At 46.0% G+C, this 24,282-nt stretch carries 23 protein-coding genes, 2 tRNA genes, 1 pseudogene and 1 riboswitch; of the genes and pseudogenes, 5 read left to right on the plus strand and 21 right to left on the minus strand.

All coding sequences use genetic code 11. The annotated features are described in order from the left end of the window. Positions 1-23: 23 nt before the first annotated feature. Together HNP82_RS07020 and HNP82_RS07025 are read right to left on the minus strand one after the other, a co-directional pair. Positions 24-94 (minus strand) — tRNA-Gly (locus HNP82_RS07020). A gap of 27 nt (positions 95-121) precedes the next feature. Beyond that, positions 122-196 (minus strand) — tRNA-Pro (locus HNP82_RS07025). Between the two features lie 431 nt (positions 197-627). Here HNP82_RS07025 and HNP82_RS07030 point away from each other — a divergent pair. Then, positions 628-1,125 (plus strand): nitroreductase family protein, encoded by a 498-nt coding sequence (locus HNP82_RS07030; RefSeq protein ID WP_183772856.1) that lies wholly within the window; start codon positions 628-630, stop codon positions 1,123-1,125. 322 nt (positions 1,126-1,447) lie between these two features. On the opposite strand, the gene HNP82_RS07035 is transcribed toward HNP82_RS07030, so the two are convergent. The 9 genes from HNP82_RS07035 to galT all read right to left on the minus strand — a co-directional run bounded on the left by HNP82_RS07035 (position 1,448) and on the right by galT (position 10,091). Continuing rightward, positions 1,448-1,951: a metallophosphoesterase family protein gene (locus HNP82_RS07035; RefSeq protein ID WP_183772857.1), complete on the minus strand. Its 504-nt coding sequence runs from the start codon at positions 1,949-1,951 to the stop codon at positions 1,448-1,450. Between the two features lie 166 nt (positions 1,952-2,117). Further along, positions 2,118-2,717: an XTP/dITP diphosphatase gene (locus tag HNP82_RS07040; protein WP_183772859.1), complete on the minus strand. Its 600-nt coding sequence runs from the start codon at positions 2,715-2,717 to the stop codon at positions 2,118-2,120. Beyond that, entirely contained in the window at positions 2,714-4,429 is a 1,716-nt protein-coding gene (locus HNP82_RS07045) for a lectin like domain-containing protein (protein WP_183772860.1), read from the minus strand. Before HNP82_RS07045 ends, HNP82_RS07040 begins: the two co-directional genes overlap by 4 nt. Positions 4,430-4,451: 22 nt before the next feature. After that, entirely contained in the window at positions 4,452-5,603 is a 1,152-nt protein-coding gene (locus HNP82_RS07050) for a THUMP domain-containing class I SAM-dependent RNA methyltransferase (RefSeq protein ID WP_183772861.1), read from the minus strand. 303 nt (positions 5,604-5,906) lie between these two features. Further along, complete coding sequence (locus HNP82_RS07055) at positions 5,907-6,209, minus strand: rhodanese-like domain-containing protein (RefSeq protein WP_183772862.1); 303 nt, start codon at positions 6,207-6,209, stop codon at positions 5,907-5,909. A 252-nt stretch (positions 6,210-6,461) separates the two neighbouring features. Next, the gene (locus HNP82_RS07060; protein ID WP_183772863.1) at positions 6,462-6,635 is read right to left on the minus strand and encodes a hypothetical protein; all 174 of its coding nucleotides are present in this window, start codon (positions 6,633-6,635) and stop codon (positions 6,462-6,464) included. 210 nt (positions 6,636-6,845) lie between these two features. Beyond that, positions 6,846-7,385, minus strand: a complete 540-nt coding sequence (locus HNP82_RS07065) for a DUF5662 family protein (protein WP_183772865.1) — start codon at positions 7,383-7,385, stop codon at positions 6,846-6,848. Next, positions 7,382-8,545: a galactokinase gene (locus HNP82_RS07070; RefSeq protein ID WP_408609657.1), complete on the minus strand. Its 1,164-nt coding sequence runs from the start codon at positions 8,543-8,545 to the stop codon at positions 7,382-7,384. The genes HNP82_RS07065 and HNP82_RS07070 overlap by 4 nt, the downstream gene beginning before the upstream one ends. Positions 8,546-8,570: 25 nt before the next feature. Further along, complete coding sequence (gene galT, locus HNP82_RS07075; RefSeq protein ID WP_183772867.1) at positions 8,571-10,091, minus strand: UDP-glucose--hexose-1-phosphate uridylyltransferase; 1,521 nt, start codon at positions 10,089-10,091, stop codon at positions 8,571-8,573. Between the two features lie 284 nt (positions 10,092-10,375). Here galT and HNP82_RS07080 point away from each other — a divergent pair, with 284 nt between their 5' ends. After that, on the plus strand, positions 10,376-11,215 hold the full coding sequence (locus HNP82_RS07080; RefSeq protein WP_183772868.1) for an AraC family transcriptional regulator: 840 nt from the start codon (positions 10,376-10,378) through the stop codon (positions 11,213-11,215). Between the two features lie 112 nt (positions 11,216-11,327). Here the strand turns inward: HNP82_RS07080 and HNP82_RS07085 are convergent, their stop codons facing one another. The 4 genes from HNP82_RS07085 to HNP82_RS07100 all read right to left on the minus strand — a co-directional run bounded on the left by HNP82_RS07085 (position 11,328) and on the right by HNP82_RS07100 (position 17,024). Then, the gene (locus HNP82_RS07085) at positions 11,328-11,774 is read right to left on the minus strand and encodes a DUF6465 family protein (RefSeq protein ID WP_183772869.1); all 447 of its coding nucleotides are present in this window, start codon (positions 11,772-11,774) and stop codon (positions 11,328-11,330) included. A 109-nt stretch (positions 11,775-11,883) separates the two neighbouring features. Further along, positions 11,884-13,239: a histidine--tRNA ligase gene (gene hisS / locus HNP82_RS07090; protein WP_183772871.1), complete on the minus strand. Its 1,356-nt coding sequence runs from the start codon at positions 13,237-13,239 to the stop codon at positions 11,884-11,886. Positions 13,240-13,353: 114 nt separating this feature from the next. Further along, positions 13,354-13,824: a metallophosphoesterase family protein gene (locus HNP82_RS07095; protein WP_183772872.1), complete on the minus strand. Its 471-nt coding sequence runs from the start codon at positions 13,822-13,824 to the stop codon at positions 13,354-13,356. Between the two features lie 17 nt (positions 13,825-13,841). Continuing rightward, positions 13,842-17,024: a UvrD-helicase domain-containing protein gene (locus HNP82_RS07100; protein WP_183772873.1), complete on the minus strand. Its 3,183-nt coding sequence runs from the start codon at positions 17,022-17,024 to the stop codon at positions 13,842-13,844. Positions 17,025-17,212: 188 nt separating this feature from the next. On the opposite strand from HNP82_RS07100, the gene HNP82_RS07105 reads away from it, so the two are divergent. After that, on the plus strand, positions 17,213-18,001 hold the full coding sequence (locus HNP82_RS07105) for an inositol monophosphatase family protein (RefSeq protein ID WP_183772874.1): 789 nt from the start codon (positions 17,213-17,215) through the stop codon (positions 17,999-18,001). On the opposite strand, the gene cysK is transcribed toward HNP82_RS07105, so the two are convergent. The 5 genes and pseudogenes from cysK to HNP82_RS07130 all read right to left on the minus strand — a co-directional run. Next, entirely contained in the window at positions 17,974-18,900 is a 927-nt protein-coding gene (gene cysK / locus HNP82_RS07110) for a cysteine synthase A (protein WP_183772876.1), read from the minus strand. The two genes, HNP82_RS07105 and cysK, sit on opposite strands and share 28 nt — an antisense overlap. Positions 18,901-19,071: 171 nt before the next feature. Further along, positions 19,072-19,446 carry a hypothetical protein gene (locus HNP82_RS07115; protein ID WP_183772956.1) on the minus strand — a complete coding sequence of 125 codons (375 nt, stop codon included), beginning with the start codon at positions 19,444-19,446 and terminating at the stop codon, positions 19,072-19,074. Continuing rightward, positions 19,340-20,386, minus strand: a complete 1,047-nt coding sequence (locus HNP82_RS07120; protein WP_183772877.1) for an ABC transporter ATP-binding protein — start codon at positions 20,384-20,386, stop codon at positions 19,340-19,342. Before HNP82_RS07120 ends, HNP82_RS07115 begins: the two co-directional genes overlap by 107 nt. A 3-nt stretch (positions 20,387-20,389) precedes the next feature. Further along, positions 20,390-21,589, minus strand: a complete 1,200-nt coding sequence (locus HNP82_RS07125; protein ID WP_183772878.1) for a COG1470 family protein — start codon at positions 21,587-21,589, stop codon at positions 20,390-20,392. 186 nt (positions 21,590-21,775) lie between these two features. After that, positions 21,776-21,979: pseudogene (locus tag HNP82_RS07130) on the minus strand (IS1634 family transposase); the annotation flags it as partial. Between the two features lie 242 nt (positions 21,980-22,221). Here HNP82_RS07130 and HNP82_RS07135 point away from each other — a divergent pair. Then, entirely contained in the window at positions 22,222-23,208 is a 987-nt protein-coding gene (locus HNP82_RS07135; RefSeq protein WP_183772879.1) for an Abi family protein, read from the plus strand. A 32-nt stretch (positions 23,209-23,240) separates the two neighbouring features. Here the strand turns inward: HNP82_RS07135 and HNP82_RS18200 are convergent, their stop codons facing one another. Next, positions 23,241-23,375: a hypothetical protein gene (locus tag HNP82_RS18200; RefSeq protein WP_279288891.1), complete on the minus strand. Its 135-nt coding sequence runs from the start codon at positions 23,373-23,375 to the stop codon at positions 23,241-23,243. A gap of 115 nt (positions 23,376-23,490) precedes the next feature. After that, positions 23,491-23,629, plus strand: a riboswitch (THF riboswitch). Between the two features lie 76 nt (positions 23,630-23,705). Between HNP82_RS18200 and HNP82_RS07140 the strand changes: the two genes are divergently transcribed. Continuing rightward, positions 23,706-24,278: a folate family ECF transporter S component gene (locus tag HNP82_RS07140; RefSeq protein ID WP_183772881.1), complete on the plus strand. Its 573-nt coding sequence runs from the start codon at positions 23,706-23,708 to the stop codon at positions 24,276-24,278. The last annotated feature ends 4 nt before the right edge of the window (positions 24,279-24,282 follow it).

Consider the following 24,282-nt stretch of genomic DNA (forward strand, 5'->3'; position numbering starts at 1 on the left):
AACGTTATCAGAGCTTTTAAAAAAGCGGGTGATGGGAATCGAACCCACGTATCTAGCTTGGAAGGCTAGTGTTCTACCATTGAACTACACCCGCATAATATACCATATTCTGTTATGGACGTCGGGGTGACAGGATTTGAACCTGCGACCTCTTGATCCCAAATCAAGCGCTCTAGCCAAGCTGAGCCACACCCCGGAAAAGCCTGCGTTTCAGTGGTTTTCCCGAACGCAAGATATACTTTACCATAGCTTTACCGGGATGTCAACACTTTTTTTACAATTTTTTTCATTTGTTTTTTATAACTTGGTTACAGTTCAGCCATCAGGGATGGGCGGGATGATTCGTGCTTGCATAAAAATCAGCCCGCCCCATTCCTGATGAGCCCGGCACCGGATCATGAACAAAGGAGCGGCGTCAGCCACGTCAGCCACGGGTCAGCGGGTCATCGCAGCGCAGCGTAGGCGCAGGCTGAACTGTAACATAATTTGAGTTGCCCGCCAAATGGACGCGCGAACACGTCCGCTTGGCTCACTGGCCGCAGGCATAAAACGCCCTTGCAATTCTTCCCCCCTTAAAGATATAATAAAAAAAAGACCACCTAAAAGCAGTCAAAAAGGAGGATACCAATGAACAGCATTTTTCACAGGATCAGCGTCCGCAAATACGAAAATAAAATGGTAGAAAAAAATAAAATTCTTCAGATTCTCCGGGCCGGCATGCAGGCTCCCAGTGCCTGCAATCAGCAGCCCTGGGAATTTTACGTAGTCACCAACCCGGATAAAATCCAGGCTTTGTCTGAGATCAGTCCCTACTCCTCATGCGCGGCCGGCGCTCCGGTTCTGCTCGTATCGGTTTACCGTAAAAACGGCCTTACAGCCCCAGAATTTGCTCCCATTGACATGGCTATTGCCCAGGAAAATATCTGGCTGGAGACCGATGCACTGGGACTGGGCGGAGTCTGGTTTGGCGTTGCCCCAAACCGGAAACGCATGGACACTGTTCACCAAATTATGGATCTTCCGGAAGATGTAGAAGCCTTTGCCGTTTTCGCTCTGGGCTATCCGGCAGAAAGCCGCCCACAACAGAACCGTTACGATGAAAGGCGCATTCATTTTATAGAATAGACGTCAAATTATATGATACCAGGGTCAAATAGACATGCGTTTCATACTTGTATGAAAAAGCATGTCTACTTGACCCGCAAAAACATGAGAAAGAGCCATTTTTCGGAGAAAAATGAGCGATTTCGAATGTTTTTAGGGCGCTAGGCGCCAGTGACGCCTGCCCATTTGTCGGGCAACTCATTATATAGGAAACGTCATAATAATTTTTATTATGTATGACGTTTTCTGCGCCGATTTTTGCTGCGCAAAGCACAGATCTTTCCTTGCCAAAATCGTGCGCATCCCCCGGAGGGTTTATAAATCCCCATAGTCTCTGGGACATTCAATATTTACTCCCCATATTGGCAGTCATATAGTAAATGAGAAACGACGGTTTCTTCTGATCATCAATATTCATGATCATATAAGATGGACGGCGGTTTTTCTGTCTCGGATAGGAAATGCTCCCTGGATTTACAACAGTCACATCGCCGTATTCCTCAATATCCGGACAGTGGGTGTGGCCGTACATGGCGACCTGGCAGTTTTGCTGCCGGGCTGCTTCCGCCAAGCGCTGTGTTCCGTAGGAAACACCATAATTATGTCCATGGCACACAAAAATACGGATACCACCCACTTCAATAACTTTCTCACGGGGATAAGGGGCGAAAAAGTCATTATTTCCGCAGACGATTTCCACAGGGCAGGGAGCGATTGCTTCCAGAAGATCTTCCCCGCCTTCCAGATCTCCCAGATGAATGATCAGATCCATAGGACTCTCCTGTTCAATTGCCAACTCCATACGGCCATTTTTTCCGTGAGAATCACTGATGACTAATATTTTCATGATCAACCTCGACATTCTTTATCTTTTGCGCCCATTTAATAGGGCCTGTTTTGTTTACATAACACAGAAACTTATGTGAGCGAACCAAAACACCGGTCTGCAGCAACGGATCTATCCGACACTCTCCCCGCCGCCACCACGAATTGAGCCGGGATTTTCCGCGGCGTTAAACCTGAAGATACTCTTCCAGTACCTTTTTCATAGCCTCAAGAGCCTTTCCCCGGTGGCTGATCTTATTTTTGATTTCCGGCGGAAGCTGGGCTGTAGAACATCCGTATTCCGGAACATAGAATATAGGGTCATAACCAAAGCCGTTTTCCCCTGCAGGTTCATATCCGATCTCTCCCTCGATCACGCCCTGACAGGTCTTTGCCGTCCCATCAGGAAAAACCGCTGCGATAACACATACAAACCTGGCACTGCGCTCCCCGCCTTTTGCCTCTCTTAACTGGTCGATAATATATTGATTTTTCACGGCGTAGGACGTATCTTCTCCCAGGAATCGGGCAGAATAAACCCCCGGAGCTTTATTCATATAATCCACCTCAAGCCCCGAATCATCGGCCAGTACAAGCTCTCCCGTAAGATCATGGATGGTCCGGGCCTTGATCAGGGCGTTTTCCTCGAAAGTCTCTCCATCCTCCACAATATCCGAGTTAATCCCCGCTTCTTTTAAAGACAAAACCTGTACGGGAAGATCTTCCAGGATCATACGGATCTCTTTCATCTTTCCCTCATTTCCAGTTGCAAAAATTATCTTTTTCATTCACTTTCTCTCCTGTTGGTAAACGCTTTCAGACAGGCGTTGGACTGATATGTGGACTCAATATTTTCCCACGTTCGCCCGTCATAGCTTAAATAACCCTCGCCGTCACTGATATCCACACTGTTGGTCCACTCTCCGGTCTCATATTCAATAGCCACCGGTCGGAGACTGTCTTTGGTTGTCAGATGAACGACAACGGCAAAACGGCTTCCGGCCTCCAGCGGGATCTCCACTGGGAAATCCACCGTATAATAACCGCTGTTTTCAATATAGCCGCTTTTTACATATTCCATTGTATCAAAGGATTGGCTGTCTGTAAAATCCCTGACGACAAAAATATCATAATAATTTTCTCTCCCGGTAGTGTAAAAAGCGGCAGCAGCCAACGCCTCATCCCCCGATGCAGTATAAACGTTGGAAAACCACGCCCCCGGCTCGCCATATCCCATAGTCCCCAGCCATCCTAAAAGGTCGCTCTGATAAATCTGATCATAGTTATCCGTACTGTCAACTCTTGAATATACAAGGTTCGTCATGGCTATATTGGTGTCCTCATAGGAAATATAAAAATATCCGCCATCGCCGAACTGGCTTCCCCAACTGTTCCGGCACAAAAACGCGCCGTCCTGGTCCGGATAGACGTTAAAGTTTTCCCGTGGATACTCATCATCCCAGCCTACGATCACAATATCGTGGTTGGCTATATTTTTTCCCGGATAGTAATAAGACGCGTTTTTTGCGTTATAATAGCTGGAATTGCTGGTAGCAAACTCCATATCCGAGTAAAAAGAGCTTTGGACGCCGCCCCATCTGAGAATGGCCGTCTTAATGGCCTCATAATCCTTCTGGGGCAGATTGACAGCTTCCTGAAGATGAACTTTGGCCTCCAAAAAATCAGGCGAATACCCATCACCATAAGGATCATCTTCCTCCAGCACAGGACCTTTCCAGGCTGTCAGATAGGCCAGGGCCATATTAAAATCTCCTCCGTCCTGCTGGCTCATATTATAGCCGGACATAAAGCTCATGTGATCGGCGGAAAATACCCATGGATGAGCCGGCATCAGGGAGGATTCCAAAGCCCCAAGGGCGGCAAAAGCCCAACAGGTTCCAAGATTTCCCTGATCCTGTACCGGCGTCAATCGGCCCTGAACTCTCATATCATAGGACACGGGTAGAGGCGTCATTAAATTATCCGGAGTGCTGCCGCTGACAAGAGTCACTGTATTTGAGTCGCTGTCCCAGGAAAATGTCCCACCAAAAGCTTCCGCCAGCATCTTAGCCGACACATACAGCCTGTTATGGTAGCGGATCAGCGGTTCCTTACCCTCATAATATTGGCCGTCCACCTCATAGCCGGATTGGTCTAAGGAGGCTGTCACTTCGTGGCCATTGGCGCAAAAGCGCAGAGTAACTCTCCCCTGCACTTCCACCGTTCCATGAAATAAAAGAGGAACAGTATCCACAGGAACTGTCAGTGTCATACTCTGAGTCATATAGGGGCGCTGCCTTGTAGAAATTGCCAACACTTCCCCATCTTTGCGCACGTTGATCGCACTGCTGTTTACCGCGTCCGCTTTTTTTACGTTATAAAAGACTTCCAGGGCGGCAGATGCCCCTTTCATGCCGCTTTCCCACGGACGGCACAGACACAAGACAATACCGCCGATCACAATAAGTACGCTAACAAAAATCCGTCTAACAGCCTTCACGCCAAGCCTCCTGTTATCTTTTCTAAATCTTTGTCTTTGGCGGTTTAGGCCCCAAAAACTGATAAAAATACGCCTGGATCATCCCATTATAAATCTTACGGTTTCGTTCAGCCTTCTGGCCCATATATTTCTGTGCGTCAACATAGGAAGTTAATATGTAAAATGACCATGTATCCAGCCGCTTTCTCGCCTCCCCGATTTCTCTGTAAAGACCAGGAAGGGTCTCCTGATCTTCCAGGCGCTCCCCATAAGGAGGATTTGTAATAACAAAGCCATATTTTTTCGGATGGCTCAGAGCGCTCACCGGTCTTGCCTGAAAATGGATCAGGTGATCCACACCGGCCTCCTGAGCGTTAGTCCGGGCAATGCGGATCACATCCCCGTCAATATCATATCCCTGAAGATCCATCTCCACATCATCCCGGATCAGATCTGACGCCTCTGTCACAGCATCATACCACATTTTTTTCGGAATAAGATTTTTCCATTTTTCCGCTGTAAACTCCCGGTTCATCCCCGGAGCAATATTGGCCCCGATCATAGCCGCCTCAATGGGAAATGTACCGCTGCCGCAAAATGGATCGACTAAGATGCGGTCTTTATTCCACGGCGTCAGCATGATCAGCGCAGCGGCCAGAGTTTCAGACACCGGCGCTTTGGCGGTCAGCCTGCGGTATCCCCGTTTATGGAGAGATTCCCCGGTAGTATCCAATGTTATGGACACCTCGTCTTTATGGATAAATACCCGGATCGGATATGGGGCACCGTCTTCTGAAAACCACTGGATATTATATTTTTCTTTTAAGCGCTCCACAATAGCTTTCTTCACAATAGACTGAATATCTGAGCTGCTGAAAAGTTTTGAGTTTTTTGTTGTGGCCTTAGTCACCCAAAAACGGGCATCGTCAGGGAGAAATTCCTCCCACGGCAGCGCCTTTGTGCTTTCAAAAAGCTGATCAAAGCTATAAGCTTTAAACCGCCCGACAGACAGCATGATTCGCTCCGTGGTGCGCAGGAAAATATTTGCCCGGCAAACCGCACTTATATCCCCCTTAAAAGTCACCCGGCCATCGCTGACCCGCAGGATATCATAGCCGAGATCCTGTATTTCCCTCTTTAGCACTGCCTCCAGGCCAAAATGGCAGGGGGCGTCAAATTCAAACTGTTGATTCATTTGTATTTTGGGACAAAACAGAACTGCTGGCTGTCCCGCTCCTTTCAAAATTTTTACAGAACAATTAATCACTCATAAGTATATACTTTTTCTCATTTTCAGGCAACCATCGAAAAACAGATTATGTGCCATATTCTGCCGATTGTCCTGATTTTCTCCTGATCTATTTCAAAATTCCGTAACGCTTCATCCGGCAGCAGGGCAAAAGACACAATTGCCTTTTGCCCCGTAAATTATCCCAGTCCGGCAAATCCGCTTATGCCAGCCAAACGCCCCATTCCATCGAAGCTGTCCATGCCGGCCTTATCTTTCAACAGGACCGTCATAGGCCGCCAGACCTCCGATGACACTGAGGACATTGTACCCATGATCAAACAGTTTTCGCGCGGCCAGAAGGCTCGTAGCGCCCCTGTCACAGTACAGTACACAGGTTTTTCCCGGATCAATCCCGGACAAAGGAATCGTCATTGTATCATAGGGGATATTCACCGCTCCGGAAATGTGTCCCTGTCTGTACTCATCAGCGCTGCGCACATCAATTAAAGTATATCGCAGCCGATCCATATATTTATAAAGATCCCTGGCGGAAATCGTATCAAATCTCATAAAACCACCTTTACTTAAATTTCAGAGCAAAATGACCATATTTTTATGCATCGCTCTTATTACAGGATATTCATTTCGATCAAAAAAGAATCTTACTTCTTAGGATTCTCCGCCGGCGACAGTTTTCTATGACAAAAAAACACCGCCCCCAAATGATCACAATATCATTTAAGGGCGGCATTTCATCTGCTTATTTCTAATCTTGCAACCGTTTTGCTCTCCTGTCCCAGATGGCCAAACTGTTACTCCATTTTATCTGCAGTCCTCATAGGAACTTTCTGTGTCCTGCCCATTAAAAGTATTCTGGGCATTTGTATAGGCACTGTTTTTTGCATTGTTCTTTGAGCTGTTTTTTCCACAGTTCTTAGAAGCAGTGTTTTTTGCGCTGTTTTTAGTTGCGCTGTTCTTTGTACGATTTTCTGACATGAAAACTTCCTCCTTTAACAACCGGCAATAAAAAGCCTGGGACACATAATTTGCATGTATCCTATACGGCTCTCGCCTTTATGCCGTGCCGGATACTGCGGCATATTAGCCTGAAAGTCAGATGTGACTTTCATAGAAGTAGTATGAGCATGTCAGAAAGATCTATTCTGGAAAAATGTGGCCCGTCAGACTGGGACTCATTTTCCCGGATCAGTATTTTCCCTTAGGCAGCAACACTTTTCTTATATACTTGAAAGTATATCTCTGTCCCCGCTTTGCCAACATTTTCAAAAGTTTTTCAAGAAGTGCTTTCGTCTGGGGATGGATCAATATATAATCCTTTGTCAGATTAAAATATTCCAGCGGCGCGCTGTCCGTATAATTTTCACCTTTATATACTCTGGACGCCGCAATGCGATCCATCACCATCTCTATAACATAATTCAGTGGCATTTTTACCCCTACAATCACCTTGTCTTTTCCCACATCATTCCAGTATTCGTAGTGATGCTTATTTCTTCCTTTGTGGTGAAGCCAGGCGGATGAATATCCGAAAAGTTCACGCTGAGCCGCATTAGGGCTGCGTTTTCCGCCCTGATAATAGCGCACACCCGGTAAAAATTCCGAAGGGCTGTACTTGGAAAGATCATGGAGCAGTCCCTGACGGTATAATCCTACACTGAAACAGTATTGCATGACAAGCCATTTGTGATATGTAATTGTTTTAAAATGCCCGATGAGTTTATTCATAGTTGCTTTGGTCCGTCTCCTATCTCTACGACATAAAATTGGGCGGCGTACCCAATACGCTTTTTATAAATATCTCCTACATTTTTAATAAACGCGTCCACACAGTCCTGGCGGACAATGCTCACGCTGCATCCACCAAATCCTGCGCCGGTCATTCTGGCGCCAACAACGCCTTCCTGCTGCCATGCCGCCTCCACAAGAGTATCCAGTTCAATGCCTGTCACTTCATAGTCATCTCTCAAAGACACATGGGAAGCGTTCATTAACTGTCCAAAGGTGGTCAGGTCATTATTTTCCAGTGCTTTTACTGCCTGGATAGTCCGCTGGTTTTCGCTGACCGCATGGCGGGCCCGTCGCCCATTGACCGGATCTTTTATAGCATGGGCAAGCCGGTCAAACGCCTCCACTGTAAGTGCCCCAAAGGACTGGACCGGATATATTTTCCGTATATCAGCAAGGGCTGTCTCACACTGGCTGCGGCGTTCATTATATTTTGAATCCTCCAGCCGGCGCACTTTGTTTGTGTTGCCAATAACAATGCGGTAGCCGGCAAGATGGACAGGTACATATTTATACTCTAAAGTGGCCGTATCCAGAAAAATCCCGTGATCCGCTTTTCCCATGGCAATAGCAAACTGATCCATAATACCGCAGTTTACGCCCACGAAATGATTTTCCCCGTACTGCCCCAGCTTCGCGGCCTGTACGCCGTCAACATCAAATTTAAATATATCAGCAATTACTTTGCATGTCAATATTTCCAGAGACGCCGACGAAGATAGACCGGACTTGTTGGGAATGTTTCCCACACAGACAAAATCCATGCCGGTGTCTATAGCCATCCCCGCTTCCTTAAAAGCCCAGATCACGCCTTTCACATAATTTGCCCAGTCATCTTCTTTTTTATAAACCAGCTCTGAAAGATCGCTCTCAATCATCCCGATAGACTGAAAATTCAAAGAATAAAATCTTAATTTCTTATCTGTTCTTTTTCTCGCGGCTCCGTAAGTTCCCACAGTCAGGGCGCAGGGGAATACATGTCCGCCGTTGTAGTCGGTATGTTCTCCAATAAGGTTCACACGCCCCGGCGCAAAAAAAGTATAAAATTCGCCTTCCCCACCCATAGTTTCTATAAATGTCTGTCTGAGTTTTTCTATAATTTCTGACATCAAAATCCCCCTCTTACTATGCCTGATTGACCGTCTCAATAAAGGCATCAAAGGCCTGTTGTCCCCGGTCGTTTCTTTTGAATACGCCGCACTGTTCCAAAATCGCCGCGTAAATCTGTCCAATTTCATTTTGCAAAATTCCGTCAATATTTTCATCATCCATTTTAGGATAGTTTTCTTTTAACCGAGCCGCCCACCGGGCATGTTTGACAATTTTTTCTTCCCCTGCTACATCTTTGCCCTCCAGCAGGAACTTCTTTAAAAGGGCTATCTCATCGTTCAGCCGGGCGGGAAGAACTGCCAGCCCCATCACCTCAATGAGACCAATATTTTCTTTTTTAACATGATGATATTCCTGATGAGGATGATAAATGCCGTCAGGATACTCCGGTGTTGTCATATTGTTGCGAAGCACCAGATCCAGCTCAAACTCCCCGCCTCTCATGCGGGCGATGGGCGTTATTGTGTTGTGAGGCTGCCCATGAGTTCGGGCGTAAATATTGACACTTTCATCAGTATATTCCCGCCAGGCGCTCAGTATTCTATCTGCGAGATCTGTGAGCCGTTCACAGTCCCCGCCCGCAAGACGAACCACTGACATGGGCCATTTTACAATGCCCGCCCGGATATCTTCAAAGCCTTCAAAAACAACTGGCCGCTCAACAGGCGCCATCTCCATAGCAAACTTGTAACGTCCGCCCTGGAAATGGTCATGGGTGAGAATAGATCCGCCCACGATGGGAAGATCCGCATTTGACCCGACAAAATAGTGGGGAAACACTTTAATAAAATCAAACAATTTGACAAATGTACTCCTGTTGATCTTCATAGGGGTATGCCGGCCGTTTAAAACGATACAGTGTTCATTATAATAGACATAAGGTGAATACTGCATATACCACGTCTCCCCGTTGAGTTTCAGAGGGACGAGGCGGTGATTTCCACGGGCCGGATGGTTTGGCCGTCCGGCGTACCCTTCATTTTCACGGCACAAAAGACATTTGGGATATCGGGAAGGCGATGTTTTTAGTGCTGCTGCGATGGTCTTTGGATCTTTTTCCGGTTTTGAGAGATTAATTGTCAAATCCAGGTCGCCATAAGGTGTATGCGTTGTCCACTTCAAATCTTTTTTAATACGGTACCTTCGGATATAATCTGTATCCTGAGAAAACTGATAATAAAAATCCGTGGCCTTTTCAGGACTTTGCTCATAGCAGTTCCAGAACTTTTCAATAACCTGGGATGGGGGTGGCACAAGGCAAGCCATAAGTTTTGTATCAAAAAGATCATGGCCTGTAATTCCCTGGTCTTCGATAACCCCTCTGCTCACCGCATCCGCCACAAGATCGTCCAGAACTTCTTCCAGCGGCGCTATAGCCATTAAAGGCTTCTCCCCCGAACCTGCCTCCAACTCATACGCATCCAGCCTTAATACTTCAAGGATCCGGTTAGTTGTGTATATCCGGTCATTTTCACCAATCAACTTTTTCTCCACACCATAATTGACAAGCTGACATATTCTTTCGCTGACAGTCATTGTTAAAATTCATTCCTTTCATTGACAACATACCGCCCCTGGCAGATGGACGGCCAAACTGCTATTTTATGAAAGCTTTCATTAAATCCAGTGTAGTCATTTTCCCGTATCAATTCAATATAGAAATGTATTCTTCATATGTCTTTTTGTTGCATATTTCCCCAAAATATTTTATATTGATGACAGAGCATCCGTCAGGGAGCGTCGGGAGCAATGATGCTGCATAAAAATCATCGCGCCCCAGCTCTGACGGCCGGGAGATATTCCCGACAAAGAGGTAAATTATGGAAAAAAACGCAACAGTCACATTTAAAGATTCCTATAAAAATCAGTCCCGGTCTTCGGCCGCCCTGTCTGTATACAACACAGGACGGCAGCAATGTCCGCCTAACTATCAGTGGGGCCCCGGAATCCGCGACCACTATCTGATGCACTATGTTATTTCGGGAAGAGGTTACTACACAGTCAATGACAGCACATTTTCTTTGAGTAGCGGCGATCTTTTTCTGGCGTTTCCCGGCGTTCCCATTACCTACAAAGCCCATGGCCGCCATCCTTGGGAATACTGCTGGGTTGGTTTTAACGGCAGCGACGCCCTGCCTGCCCTCCTGGCCGCCGGTTTTTCCAAAGATCATCTGATCATAAACAATCTTTCCTGCGGCCCTAAATTTCAGTCTGTACTTACACAGATCTATGAATGCCGTGGCGGCGATTTCAGCCATACCCTGGAAATGACAGGAAAACTGTATTCCGCACTGGCCCTTCTTGTAAAAAGCGCGCCTGTTAAAGGGCATCCGGAAAGCACCTATGTTCAAAAAGCCGTGGAATATATCCACGGACACTATGCCTATGGAATTTCCGTGGAAGAAATCGCAGACTACACCGGTATCAGCAGAAGTCAGCTTTACCGTGTGTTTTTGCAGGAAACCGGTCAATCCCCAAAAGAATACCTGACCAACTTCCGCATGAACCTAGCCTGCCGTCTTTTAAAAACCACATTCCTGCCGGTTGGCACCATTGCCGCCTCCACAGGCTTTGAAAACAGCCTGTACTTTTCAAAAGCCTTTCACAAAATTTACGGTCAGAGTCCGAGTATGTACCGGAGAAGTCCCAAAAAAGAATAGAAAAAAGCAACAGTTATACCTGCACCATTCCTGATTAGCGAAACTGCTGCAAAAAATAAAAGGCACTTTAATTTTGGCAGCTCATGGCTCGCAAATTAAAGTGCCTTTTTTATTATTCCCAGGCTGTTATCCAACCCTGTTCTGTCTCATTGATCACATAGTAGGCTTTATTATCTTCAACTTTGAGATAAATGACAAGATCTTTCAAATCTTTAAGCATATTTCCCTGTGACTTCCACTGATTTTTAATACGGTTAATAATCTCCTGGCGTTCCACCTGATGCTGGGAAAACTGGCAGAAAATATTTACCTTCTGTCCGGACTTACCTGTGGACAGTCCTTTATCCTGCAATGAATCCACTGCCGCCGCTTCCGGCTCCTGATTCATCAACTGCTCATCCATCACCGGCTCTTTTGTTACCTGTACATTTTTTTTCACAGCCTGCACGCTTTTTTCTGTTTTCTGTACACATACTTTCTCAATCTGACCAGCGTCCAGTTGAGTCTGCACACATTCAGTCTGACGTTTTTTCATTTTTTTTGCCAAACGCTTCTTCACACCAACAACCTCCTGTTATCTGAGCTTTCGTAACTGTTCAGTCCATTCGCAGTTACAAGTTTATTATTATATAAGCTTTAGCGGAAGTTGTCAAATGCCGTGACCTGCTTTAGAGAATTGAAATGATCTTCTGTGCCTGATTTTGTTTCAGTTCTTCCTGAATAACCGGAATCAAGACGTCTAAAGCCTCGGTCCTCTGCTCTCCTGTTTTCATGTTCTTTACAGTGACTTTTCCTGAAGCGATCTCATCCTCACCGATAAATGCCGCATAGGGGATGCGCAGCTTATCAGCATAGCCGATTTTATGTTTAAACTTTTTCTGCTCAAAATAAATCTGGGTGCGGATACCGCTGTTTCTTAAACGAGTGGAAACCTGGATGGCACAGGACAAATCCCCGGTCATAGGAATCACAAGCACATCCGCGCCGAAAACGCTGTTATCATTTAAGTAATCCATGGTACTTAAAATATAAAAGAGACGTGTCAGCCCGATAGAGATACCTACTCCCGGAAGCTTTTTATCTGTGTAAAACTCCGCCAGATTCTCATACCGTCCGCCGGAACAAATCGAACCGATTTCCGGATGTTTGTTAAATGTGGTTTCATAAACTGTACCTGTGTAATAATCCAGACCTCTGGCAATACACAGGTCAATTTTATAATTTTTCTCAGGAACACCAAAAGCGGCGATGCCTTTAACGACTGCTTCCAGCTCGTCCACCCCGGCATCAAACATAGTATTGGCCCCGCCATAGCTTCTAAGACGGGCAATGACTTCCTCGGTACTTCCCGAAATACCGATAAATTCCAGGATCTGATCACACTGATGGGATGTGGCACCGAGAAGGGCAAGCTCCTCGGCCACTGCGTCTTTGCCGATCTTTTCAATCTTATCCACAATTCTTAAAATATCTGTAACATTCTCTGAAAGTTCAAGGATCTCAAAAAATCCGGACAGCACTTTCCTGTTATTAATACGGATAGTGAAATCGTCCAGCCCCAGATTAGTAAAAATATTGTAGATAATGCTTGGGACTTCGGCATCATTGACAATATCCAGTTTTGTATCACCGATAATGTCAATGTCTGCCTGATAAAATTCTCTGAAACGACCTTTCTGTGCCCGCTCGCCCCGATACACTTTTCCAATCTGGAAACGTTTAAAGGGGAATGTCAGATTGCTGTAATTTTTTGCCACATACTTTGCCAGAGGTACGGTCAGGTCAAAACGCATCGCCAAATCTGTATCCCCTCTGTTAAAGCGGTAAATCTGCTTTTCCGTCTCACCGCCGGCCTTTGCCAGCAGAACCTCAGAAGATTCAAGAATCGGCGTATCCAGCGGCAGAAAACCGTAGGACGCATAAACGTCCTGCAATGTACGGACAATCTTATCAAATTTTAACTGTTCCTGGGGAAGTAATTCCATAAATCCAGAAAGGGTTCTCGGTGTTACTTTATTTCCCATTGGGTAATCTCCTTCCGATCATAATGTCAAAGCAGCGGCCTCAATGCCGCGGCCACTATGAAATCAACATTTTTAACGTCAACATCATAACATAATCCCATATTTTTTTCAATATTACTGCATCCTCTCCAGAGGCAGCACTATTTTTTCCACCGCCCATGTACGGCTATTTTCGTCGATTTCCATGACCGCCATGGTTACTTCCCCGCCAAACCTGGAATATCCGCAGGAACCGGGATTTAACCATAAACGCCCGTCGATCATCTGCTGAAAGTATTTATGGGAATGCCCAAAGATCACAACATCCACATCGTCCAGCCGCCGATCCACATCTTTTTTATTGTGAGTCAGGAAAAAACGGATTCCCCCGATCTGAAACCGGAGTGTATCTTTCAAATATCCCGCCCAGCTTTGGTCATTGTTTCCCCGGACTACATAAATATTTCCCAGCGGCCGAAACGCATCCAGCACACTCTCCCGTGAAAAATCCCCGGCATGAATGATTGCCTGACATCCTGCGGCGATTTCCAGCACCTGGGGCCTTAAAAGATTGTGTGTATCCGACAGTACAGCAATTTTTATCATAATCTCCTCCCTCCATGCTACATCAGATCGAAAAGACTGAGCTGCCGCCCACCAGACAATTTCCGTGCTGTCTGTGCGTCCCGGATCTTTATATCTTCTGGCAATTCGCTGATAAATTTTGATGGTTCCCCGGAAAATGTGATCACCAGCTCTTCTCTGGCTCTCGTGATTCCCACAAAAAACAATCTCCGCTCTTCCTCCTCGCTGGACGGATGGCGCTCACTCTCATAGGGCAGCGCGCCCTCCTGGGCGCCATATAAAATGACTACAGGAAACTCCAGCCCTTTAGCTCCGTGGAGAGTCATAAGGGTCACAGCGTCAGCGGTATATTTTTTCCCGCCGCAGCGCATAAGATCACTCTCAATGCCTGTATGGATGGCCTCCATAAATTCCTGAGCATTTTTATAGCACAAAGATGTCTGCAGCAGCCGCCCCATGGCCTCATTACCATCCATTCCCATATCCGAGATCCACGCCTCAATAAGTTTTCCCGGCCGCCCTTTGATCAATGGTCCAAACGCCTCCCCATATTTCTCCAAAATCTGCCGTGTGAGGGGCTGATCTTCATAATCCCACATCAGCTTCAGGCAGGTTTTCGCCGCCACATCATTTGCCGGATCTAATAGCCAGTCAAAGAAGGCCAGAGAGCCTCGCACTTCTTTTTCCGCCAAAAAGTCATCCCGACCGGCAACAATATAGGGAATCCCTTCATTCTGTAAACACTCCTCCAAAAGTCTTGCCTGACGGTGCGTCCGATATAAAACTGCTATATCGGAAAAGCTACGCGTTTTCGCATCCTGTATCCGCTCCGACGCATCTATCATATCTATACCGCCAATATACCGGTTCACTTCATGGGCCACAAAAATCGCCTGAGACTTCTCACTTCTGGTCCGGACCACATCCACTGAAGGACCGGATGGTCTGTGGGCTTTAAGGACACGCTCTGATCCCGGATTATGATTGATCACAGAAAGGGCACTGTTCAGAATCTGCGGCGTACTTCTGTAATTTTCCACAAGCCGGATCTCTTTTGTCCGTGGAAAGTCCTCATAAAGTCTGGAAAAGCACCGGTCATCAGAGCCCCGGAAACCATAAATAGCCTGATCACTGTCACCGATCACAAACAGCTCCACGCCACCTTCATTCCAAAGGCGGAGCAATTCATATTGTACAGGGCTGATATCCTGAAATTCATCTACGAGAAGATAATCAAACCAAAGTACATGCTCCTGCTTTTTGCCAAGCTCCAGGGCCTTTAAAAGAAGATCGTCAAAATCCAGAGCATTTTGCTGTCTCAGCCGTTCAGTGTAAGCTTTTTCCGCAGGCAAAAGGCTTTCATCCGCCCCGGCAAGGGGCTGTCCGCTTTTTATGTACGACACCTTTTGAAGAAACTGTCCGGCGGACATTTTCAGATGGTATTCCTTCACAATTTCTCCTGCCAGATCCATGGTCATGTAATTGTCCGCCAAAGTATAAGCACAGCCCCACCGTTTCAGAAGTTCCATGGAAAGGGCGTGAAAAGTTCCCGCGTGGAGCCGCCGCAATGCTCGCTTATTATCAGGATTCTGGGAAAGTCTCTGCCTAAGCTCTCCGGCAGCTTTATTTGTAAAAGTGACCGCTGTAATATGCTCAGGCTTTACTCTGCGCGTTTCCAAAAGATACTCGATACGGGCAATGAGCGTCTTTGTCTTTCCCGTTCCCGGCCCGGCCACAACCGCAACACATCTCCCCGGCGTCTGGGCGGCTTCTCTCTGCAGTTCATTTGGCAAAGGCACCCCGGCTTCCCCGACACTGTTTTCCTGGAACGCTCTATCAATAAGCGCATCGCCGCAGCGCTCTCCTCCATCTCTTTTCGGCTCATCCCCGCTCTTTTTTTCTTCTCCGCTCTCCAGCTTGAAATTATCCCCAAATGCCATTGTTGGCATGGCATCAAAAAGGCTGAGCTGGCCGTCCACATTTTCCCGTTCTTCTTTTGTAAACAGGCGGAGTGTCCCATATTCTCCGTCAAAACCCGGAAGCCATGTAGCCTGCCCGTCCCGAAGCCGCTTTATTCCGCTAGCAATAAGATTTCCAAAATGCTTGCGGATATCTTCACAGGGTACGCTTCTCAGTATTTCAAATTCCGGGCCAAGAGTTCTTAACATTTCCTCATATTGTTTTGTCACTCCGGCGCTGGTGGATGCGTGTCCCGTGGCCGCCCCCACAACTTCCGGCAACGGCACCAGGCGTTCAAATGGTCGGGCATTGGGGGACACAGTTCCTTCCGGGCGATCCGCAAGGGCCTCCACCCGATGGGAAACACCAATAGTCAGCCTGCGTCCGCATACGGGACACTTGCCGCCATATTTTTCAGTCTGAGCCGGACTTAAACACACATGGCATTTGCGGTGCCCGTCAAAATGATATTTGCCCTCTTCGGGGAAAAACTCAATAGTCCCATAAAGGCCCTCGCCCCTTTGTATCGCTCCATACAGGCCATCATAGGCAAGATCAATATCCAAAAAATTTGCCTCCCGGCCCAGTTTTGCCGGTGAATGGGCGTCTGAATTAGAAATCAGTTGAAAACGGTCCAGGGCAGATACACGCCAGTTCATAGGCGGATCCGAGGACAGACCGGTCTCTATGGCGTGAACAAAAGAAGCCATATCTTCAAAACAGTCCTCTACAGTATCAAAACCGGAAAAAGCACCGAACATAGAGAAATGAGGCGTCCAAATATGGGCCGGTACATAAATAGCTCTGGAGCATTTTTCCAGAGTAATTTCTAAAAGATCACGGCAGTCAAGACCAAGAATAGGCCGGCCGTCAGAGTGGATATTTCCAATAGCTTCCAGTTTTGCCGACAAATCTGAAGCTGCATCCAGACTTGGAAGTAGAATCAAACTGTGTACTTTTCTTACCTTATCCATTTTCTTGTAAATCGAACTGATCTCCCCGGTAACCACAAAACGGGGAATAAATGCCTCCGTCGCCGCCGGATCATGAATACGATACTCTTTCTTCAGCACATAAAGCCCGTCCTCAGCCGGACAAAGTTTTTCCTTTAGTTCCTCTCGCCAGGCCGGATGAGTAAAATCCCCGGTTCCTATAATGTGGATTCCTTTTTTTCTTGCCCACAGATCCAAATACTCCGGCACACAGTCTTTGCTCGTGGCTCTTGAATAGCGGGAATGAATGTGCAGATCTGCAATATACATTTTTTCTGCCTCCTGGTCCATGTCAAAATTTGTCATTATCTGATCTTAGTATACTCCAATTCTATCAAGTTTGCATCCACCACATTGCTTATAAAAGAAAAATAGAGTAAAATAATAGTCACGGTTCACCCGGTGAACCGGGTTGGATGACATACATCAGTATTTCTTTTTCAGGAGGTTTCGTAAAAATGTCTTTTCCGGAAATAAAAACAGTCATTGAACTGGTTCACAAAACCCGTCCATTGATTATGAATACAGAAAACAGCCGCCATGTCACTGTCAAAGGTCCTGCCGATTTTGTGACAATGGTGGACACCAACGTTCAGAACTTTTTAAAAGAAGCCCTTTATGACCTGGCTCCCCAGGTTCAATTTATGGGCGAAGAAAATCATATGAATCAGATCAATCCCAGGAAACCGTCCTGGATTCTCGATCCCATTGACGGCACGACCAATCTCATCTATGGCTACCACCACAGTGCCGTATCCCTGGCCTACTATGATGGAAGTCAGGTGACTATGGGGGTCATTTATAATCCATTTACAGAGGAAACTTTTTATGCCGCTAAAGGCTCCGGCGCGTTTTTAAACGACACCGCCATCCACGTTACAGACCACCCGCTCCTGTCCCAAAGTCTGATCTCCATAGGCACATCGCCTTACGATAAGGAGCTTGCGCCGGACAACTTTCGGATCTTTCTTGGACTGTTTCAAAACTCTCTGGATATCCGCCGCAGCGGCTCTGCCGCCCTGGATCTTGCCTATGTAGCCTGCGGCCGCCTTGACGGATATATTGAAAAAAATCTCAAGCCTTGGGACTTTGCCGCCGGCGCAGTGATCCTGGAGGAAGCAGGCGGCAGGATCACTGACTACCAGAATAATCCCCTGAACTTTTGTAAAAATCAGGATATTATTGCCAGCAATAGGCATATACACAGAGAGCTGCAGGTTTACACAAACATCTCCGTGGATAAATAGCGATCGCCATTATCCGGCAAAATTACGACAATATTTTTTCCCTTATTCTCAGGCAGGGCGGCGAGCTGTGCCGCCGCGAACACTGCCGCCCCTGCGGAAATGCCGATCAGCAGACCTTCCGTATGAGCGATTTCCCGACCGGTGGCAATGGCGTCCTGATCGGATACCGTTACCACTTCGTCATACACCTTGGTATCTAATGTCTCCGGCACAAAACCGGCGCCAATCCCCTGTATTTTATGAGCGCCGGAATGCCCCCGGGTCAATATTGGTGATCCTTCCGGTTCTACTCCAATAATACGGACAGCGGGATTTTTTTCTTTCAAGTAGGCCCCTGCGCCGCTGATCGTTCCGCCGGTCCCTATGCCCGCCACAAAAATATCCACCTTGCCATCCATATCACGCCATATCTCCGGTCCTGTAGTTTTTTTATGGATGGCCGGATTTGCCGGGTTGGAAAACTGCCCCGGTATAAAACTTCCCGGAATAGAATCGGCAAGCTCCTGAGCTTTCTCTATGGCTCCCTTCATTCCCAGAGTGCCTTGGGTCAGCACCAGTTCAGCCCCGTAAGCTTTCATCATATTCTGGCGTTCCACGCTCATCGTATCCGGCATGACAATGATCATGCGGTATCCCCTTGCCGCTGCCACACTTGCCAGGCCGATCCCCGTATTACCGCTGGTAGGTTCAATAATCACACTGTCCGGTGTCAAAAGTCCCTTTTCCTCAGCATCGTCAATCATGGCCAGAGCCGCTCTATCCTTAATACTGCCTCCCGGATTTAAACCTTCCGCTTTGGCGATAATCCGGGCGCAAAGTCCGTGATTTTTTTCAAAGTTTCCTAATTCCACCATTGGGGTATTGCCGATCATATCTGCCACTGATTTATAATATGCCATATTTATCCCTCTTTTCTTTTTTATCTTCACATCAAATCATGAAGTCCATGACCTCATCCAATTGCAGATCAGTATATGACTTCAACTGTTTCATTAATGCAGTTTAATCATATCATATGGCACATCAAACCGCAACTGCCGGGAAATCTTACCATTCCCTGTCAATCAGAGCTATGGCAATATATATAAAATTCCTCCACCGGAATACGGTAACCGACAGAGCGAACACAGCGGATCACCCGAATTGCCGCTGGTTGTATATAATTTTAGAAAAATAAAATTACTGTCATTTTCCACGGCAGCCTCCAGCCCTGATAAAGCCCCATATAAGCTGGCAAAACTGGTGGCGTAGATCAAGATCAATATAATTATAAATCGCCGGCTGGTCAGATGATCCGCCAGCTCTTTTTTCACCAGTTGCGCTAATCCGGCAGAGCTTTTAACCTTCAGTATTTCCGTCTCTTTTGGGGACTGCTGTTTCTCTCTTTTTTCTAAAAAGAACGCTAAAGCTCTTCCGCTTTTTCTTTTCCATTCTAATGCTTTCATCACTCTGCCCTGCCTTTTCAAAATATCGTCGGTAAATTTCATCAAGATCCGCGCCCTTCTGGTGCATGTGCAAAATCGTGGAGCCATTTTGTCCAAAATACTGTGTCACGGCCGGACGAAGATCTCTTTCAGATTCTATAACGATACGCCCATTTTCTTCTGTTATATTCTTTACACCTTCCATCCGCCCAAAGTCTTCCCACACTTCCTGGTTTAGAGAATCTATCTCCAACTCTAATATGTAGCTGCTCTCCTTTTCAATCTGTCTCCCCAGTTCCTCGATCCGGCCACAGGCCACAAGACTGCCATTGACAAAGATTCCCACTCTGTCACAGATCTGCTGAACCTGATAAAGCTGATGGGAGGAAATCAGAAGAGTGCGTCCGTCCTTTTTGGAAAGCTGGGAAATCAGATCCAGCAATTCACGCATTCCCTCAGGGTCAATACCAAGAGTAGGTTCATCCATAATAATAATCTGCGGGTCTTTCATTAAAACATCGGCAACCCCAAGCCTCTGTTTCATTCCCCTTGAATAAGTCCCCGCTTTGCGGTCTGCGTCCTTTGTCATCCCCACCCGCTGAAGAAGCATTTCGATCCGTTCTTCCAACAAAGGGCCCTCTAAACCATTCAGTCTCCCGGTAAATCTCAAATTCTGCCTCCCGGTCATATCCGGATAAAACCCCACATTATCCGGCAAATATCCGACAATCTGTTTAACTCCCACAGGATGGCGCGTGCAGTTCATTCCACAAATCTGAGCGCTGCCCTCGAAAGGTTCAGTCAAGCCAAGGAGCATAAGGATCGTCGTGGTTTTTCCCGCGCCATTTGGCCCTAAGAGTCCAAAGACTTCGCCTTTATTAATGGAAAGATTCAACCGGTTCACTGCGACTTTACCGCTGTAAATTTTTGTCAGATTTTGTGTCTGAATAATACTTTCCATAAGTTACCTTCTTCCGTATTTTTTAATTACAAATCCGAGAACCCCTACCAGAGCCACAATGATAACTACCGCAAAGATTCCCCACACGGTACGGGTTTTTACCGAGACACGAAACTGGGCCTCTGAGGACACTTCATCATTGCTGATACTTAAAGTCGCTATATAGTCTCCGGTTATGGCATCCTGATCCGGCGTGATATAAGCCGTCACCTCCACAGACTGCCCTGCTTCAAGGGTTTCGATCTCAGACTGGTCAAAAGATACCTCCCAATCTGTAGGCAAGTCCGAGGAGAACGTGAGATTCTGCAATGCTACATTTCCATTATTTGTCACTTGAAGTGTCACAGACTTTTCGGCATTGGCATAGGCATCCAGACTTAAATTTCCTGTAGGTGTGGACAAGGTTACATCATAGGTTCCTGTGATTTCCACAGTGAGATCAAGTTCCAAAGTCTCACTGGCAGAAACAGCAGTCACTGGAATGGTGTATTCCCCCATCTCCACATTTTCCGGTGGAGTAATATTGACAGTCATGGACTGACTGCTCCCGGAATCCACAGTCACACTGGCAATCTGAGTGCTGTCATCAGATGCGTTAAAGCTGACCTGCCAGCCATCAGGCGCGTCCGCGGACAAGTTATAAGACTGCTCAGAACTGCGGTTATTATTCAATGTGGTGTCAAAGCTGAAACTTGTCCCTGTAGATCCTTCCTGAGAATCATATTCAGCGCTGAAATTTCCCTGACCGTTCTCTTGCTCCGTCAAGGTGACCTCCAGGGTCAGGGCATCTGAATAATCACCCCCCGCGTCTGCCAGAAGTTCCACCTCATAAGTCCCTACCTGGGCGTCTTCAGGAACACTCAGGCTGAAAGTCACTAAAGAGGTGTCCGATGCCGCTGCTGTCCTGTCCACATGGACACGGGTAATTTCTCCATCAGACCCATTAAAGTTTCCTGTCCATCCCTCCGGAATAGACTCTACGCTCAAATCCACATCGTAACTGTCGCCGGTAAGACTGGAAAAATCCAGTTCAAAACTGACACTGTCTCCGGCTTTAGCCATAATTCCCGGATAATCCGTACTCATATCAATGCCTTCAGCCGCGTAAGAATATGTCACCCCACTTAGCGAAAAAACACTCAAGGCTATGGCAGTTGCCGCCGCGCCTCCCAGTTTTTTCAGCAAATTCTTCATTCCCTTCATGTCAAAAGGCTCCTTTCCTTCGTGATTGCTTTTTTATTGTATGAAGTGAATGTGAATCTTTATTGATGTCATTGTGTTTCAATTATAAAATAAAAATAAATATTATAAACAAATAATAAACCCATTATCAACGCAGTAATTGTAAATTGTTGCAAAAAGCCTTAGATAGTCTGTCCGAAATCCACAGATCTCATCATCCAAAAGATCCGTGCATATTGTATAAAGCCCATCATACTGTACCTCTTCTGCAATCTTCCCTTCATCCAGGTATTTCTTGATATCTGCAACTTCTCCATCCTTTGTAACAGCCATCTTTCCAATAAAACGTGCCGGGCTATTGGGGTTCTTCCGGTTCTTTTTGGCATTCCCTGAATCTAACATTTTTTGTGCCATTTATATTTTTGTTTCAGTTTCCGACAAATTTTATTCATCTGCATCTGGTAATAAATGGACTGAAGGAAAAGATACCCACCCCGGTAAAAAACTGTTAATCATAATCTAACTGTTTGTGTTTTATATGCCTGCATTTTTCATACTTGCTTCACATATACTGGCATTGAACTGAATTTGCAGGATTGACTTTTCAGTCCAGTTTTGCTATATTTAGTTCAGTGATCGTACTGGAGAAACTTGTGAAGCCTCCAGTCCGGAAGGCTCCTGCGGGGGCCTTTCGTTATTTTACAGCAAAAGAAGGTGGGGAAATGGCAAAGCCTTTCAAATCATATGAAGATTTACTGATCTTCTTACAAAATGATAAGAACTTGATTATCGAAGATTTTGATGCGGCTAGGCATATTTTATCAAAGACAAGTTATTTTTCCCTTATCTCTGGATACAAAGATACTTTCAAAAACCCAACAACAGGAAAATACATTGATGGGACGACCTTTCATGATATTTACCGTTTATATCAATTTGACAATGAACTACGCAGTATTTTTCTGAAATATATCCTTATCGCTGAACACAGTGTGAAATCTTCTCTTGCCTACCATTTTTCAGCTACATACGGAGAAGATCAGCAAGAATACTTATCTTTATCCCACTACATGGTTACTGGCTCAACACAAAAGAAGATACAGAAGCTCATCAGCATTTTTCAGTATCAGTTAAAACTGAATAATGAATATGCTTATATCAATCATTATAAGTCGAAACACCATAATGTTCCTTTATGGATCATGATACAGGTATTAACCCTGGGACAGGTTTCACATATGTTTGATTACCTAAAAGCCTCTGTTCCAATTAAAGTCTGCAATGATTTTAATCAAATCGGGCGAAAAGATTTGCACTCTTTTCTTTCCATTATGACAAAACACCGGAATGTGTGCGCACATGGAGATCGCTTTTTCAATTACAGGACAAAAGACAGTATCACTGATACAGTCATACATAAGAAACTGCACATTCCACAAATCAGCGGACGCTATCAAATGGGAAAAAATGATCTTTTCTCAGAAGTCATTATTTTGAAATATCTTCTGGACAAAGAAGATTTCCGGAATTTTTATTATGAATTAAAAAACTGTCTGAAAAAGCAGGCTCCTGGGAAAGATATTTTATCCCTCATGGGATTTCCGGATGACTGGATGTCCATTCTTAGAATAAAATGCTGACAGTCATTGCAAAAAAGAGGAAGTGGCCTGCTTCAGATAGAATCGTATTCAGCGCTGAAATTTCCCTGGCCGTTCTTCTGCTCCGTCAAGGTGACCTCCAATGTCAGCCCATCTGTGTAATCACCACCTGCGTCTGCCAGAAGCTCCACCTCTGTAAATTGTTGCAAAAAGCCTTGCATTTAAGTAAATGCATGATATAATATATCGAATAAGGCGTTCTTTAATGGCCAATATTTTACAGCCTTTAAACGCCGCGTACAGATACAATATATTTTTGGTTAAAGCAGAGTAGGATTTTGCGCGTTTACCGAAAGGTATGTAGTGCCTGACGAACGGGGAGTTGTCGTCAGGACGAACAGGATGCCGTCTTCCACATGGAACCGGTGTTGTACTGACGGTGCAGAGTCCGCATCCCGTTGCTACATAACCAGATGGAATAAGTCCGTTTTATTGCCTCTTTTTATGTAGCCCTGACTGCGTAATAAGGAGGTTTTTTTATGACAAATACTGTACGAAAGATTACTATGATCGGTATGCTCATTGCCGCGCAGGTGATTACCGGCAGATTTATTTCGATTTCCCTGCCTATTGCCACCATTGGTTTCACATTTCTTCCCATTGCCATTACAGGCATTTTATACGGCCCGGTATGGGGCGGCGTTTCAGCAGTCCTTGGCGACCTGATCACCGCGCTTTTAGGCCCTTATGGCTACTTCCCACCCATGGGGATATCCGCCCTTTTAACCGGAATGATCTATGGTTTTTTCCTTTATCGAAAAACAGCCAGCATCCGGCGTATTTTTCTTTGTGTTCTGACTGAAAGTATTTTGATCAGCGTATTCTTACAGACATTCTGGTTGATGCTGCTTACAGGAAAAGGCTACCTTGTACTTTTGCCTGTCCGTATTTTACAGAATCTTATCACTATCCCTGTCAGCGTCATTTGTATCTGGCTTGTCGCTTACCGGGTCGTTGCTCTTATGCCAAAAAACATCCGTCTCCCTGAGCCGTCATTTTGGAAAAAGCATACGTCCCCTTCAGGGAAGATCGAAACCCATAAAAAAGGTTAATGGT

The organism is Catenibacillus scindens (assembly GCF_014202115.1).
Lineage (GTDB): Bacteria > Bacillota > Clostridia > Lachnospirales > Lachnospiraceae > Catenibacillus > Catenibacillus scindens.

What these genes read in the sequence shown, in the direction of transcription:
- HNP82_RS07030 (WP_183772856.1), top strand. Translation starts at nt 628, where the DNA reads ATGAACAGCATTTTTCACAGGATCAGCGTCCGCAAATACGAAAATAAA.
- HNP82_RS07035 (WP_183772857.1), bottom strand. Translation starts at nt 1,951, where the DNA reads ATGAAAATATTAGTCATCAGTGATTCTCACGGAAAAAATGGCCGTATG.
- HNP82_RS07040 (WP_183772859.1), bottom strand. Translation starts at nt 2,717, where the DNA reads ATGAAAAAGATAATTTTTGCAACTGGAAATGAGGGAAAGATGAAAGAG.
- HNP82_RS07050 (WP_183772861.1), bottom strand. Translation starts at nt 5,603, where the DNA reads ATGAATCAACAGTTTGAATTTGACGCCCCCTGCCATTTTGGCCTGGAG.
- HNP82_RS07055 (WP_183772862.1), bottom strand. Translation starts at nt 6,209, where the DNA reads ATGAGATTTGATACGATTTCCGCCAGGGATCTTTATAAATATATGGAT.
- HNP82_RS07060 (WP_183772863.1), bottom strand. Translation starts at nt 6,635, where the DNA reads ATGTCAGAAAATCGTACAAAGAACAGCGCAACTAAAAACAGCGCAAAA.
- HNP82_RS07065 (WP_183772865.1), bottom strand. Translation starts at nt 7,385, where the DNA reads ATGAATAAACTCATCGGGCATTTTAAAACAATTACATATCACAAATGG.
- galT (WP_183772867.1), bottom strand. Translation starts at nt 10,091, where the DNA reads ATGACTGTCAGCGAAAGAATATGTCAGCTTGTCAATTATGGTGTGGAG.
- HNP82_RS07080 (WP_183772868.1), top strand. Translation starts at nt 10,376, where the DNA reads ATGGAAAAAAACGCAACAGTCACATTTAAAGATTCCTATAAAAATCAG.
- hisS (WP_183772871.1), bottom strand. Translation starts at nt 13,239, where the DNA reads ATGGGAAATAAAGTAACACCGAGAACCCTTTCTGGATTTATGGAATTA.
- HNP82_RS07095 (WP_183772872.1), bottom strand. Translation starts at nt 13,824, where the DNA reads ATGATAAAAATTGCTGTACTGTCGGATACACACAATCTTTTAAGGCCC.
- HNP82_RS07100 (WP_183772873.1), bottom strand. Translation starts at nt 17,024, where the DNA reads ATGTATATTGCAGATCTGCACATTCATTCCCGCTATTCAAGAGCCACG.
- HNP82_RS07105 (WP_183772874.1), top strand. Translation starts at nt 17,213, where the DNA reads ATGTCTTTTCCGGAAATAAAAACAGTCATTGAACTGGTTCACAAAACC.
- cysK (WP_183772876.1), bottom strand. Translation starts at nt 18,900, where the DNA reads ATGGCATATTATAAATCAGTGGCAGATATGATCGGCAATACCCCAATG.
- HNP82_RS07115 (WP_183772956.1), bottom strand. Translation starts at nt 19,446, where the DNA reads ATGAAAGCATTAGAATGGAAAAGAAAAAGCGGAAGAGCTTTAGCGTTC.
- HNP82_RS07120 (WP_183772877.1), bottom strand. Translation starts at nt 20,386, where the DNA reads ATGGAAAGTATTATTCAGACACAAAATCTGACAAAAATTTACAGCGGT.
- HNP82_RS07125 (WP_183772878.1), bottom strand. Translation starts at nt 21,589, where the DNA reads ATGAAGGGAATGAAGAATTTGCTGAAAAAACTGGGAGGCGCGGCGGCA.
- HNP82_RS07140 (WP_183772881.1), top strand. Translation starts at nt 23,706, where the DNA reads ATGACAAATACTGTACGAAAGATTACTATGATCGGTATGCTCATTGCC.